Origin of the sequence: Streptomyces sp. P17, from assembly GCF_032436805.1 — a bacterium.
In the GTDB taxonomy this organism is placed as follows: Bacteria; Actinomycetota; Actinomycetes; order Streptomycetales; family Streptomycetaceae; genus Streptomyces.
Genome location: NZ_JAVRBF010001376.1, coordinates 1 through 242, shown reverse-complemented (window position 1 = coordinate 242; position 242 = coordinate 1). Strand labels below are relative to the sequence as shown.

Sequence of the window (242 nt, the reverse complement as noted above, 5' to 3'; positions counted from 1 at the left end):
CCTGCAGCCAGTTTCCGTAAGGTTGTAACAGACTTGACTCAAAGGCTTCTGCCGCATCTTTTACTAAAGGTTTATCGGTACTACCAGCTAACGGTGCCGTTAAGTAAATTTCGTTATTTAATAAACGCTGTCTGAGTTCGCCATCCCAATGGTCCACAGTAAAAACGGATTGAGAGCCGTGTAGCATGACACAGTCCCCGGCCAAGGTTCCTTCTATACCCAGCTGACGTACTCGTTCGGCC

1 protein-coding gene is annotated in these 242 nt (G+C 47.9%); it reads right to left on the bottom strand.

Annotated features, from left to right (window positions below; all coding sequences use genetic code 11):
• A partial coding sequence (locus RMT89_RS45030; protein WP_315889534.1) for a hypothetical protein occupies positions 1-187 on the bottom strand: 187 nt, incomplete at its 3' end.
• Positions 188-242: the final 55 nt, after the last annotated feature.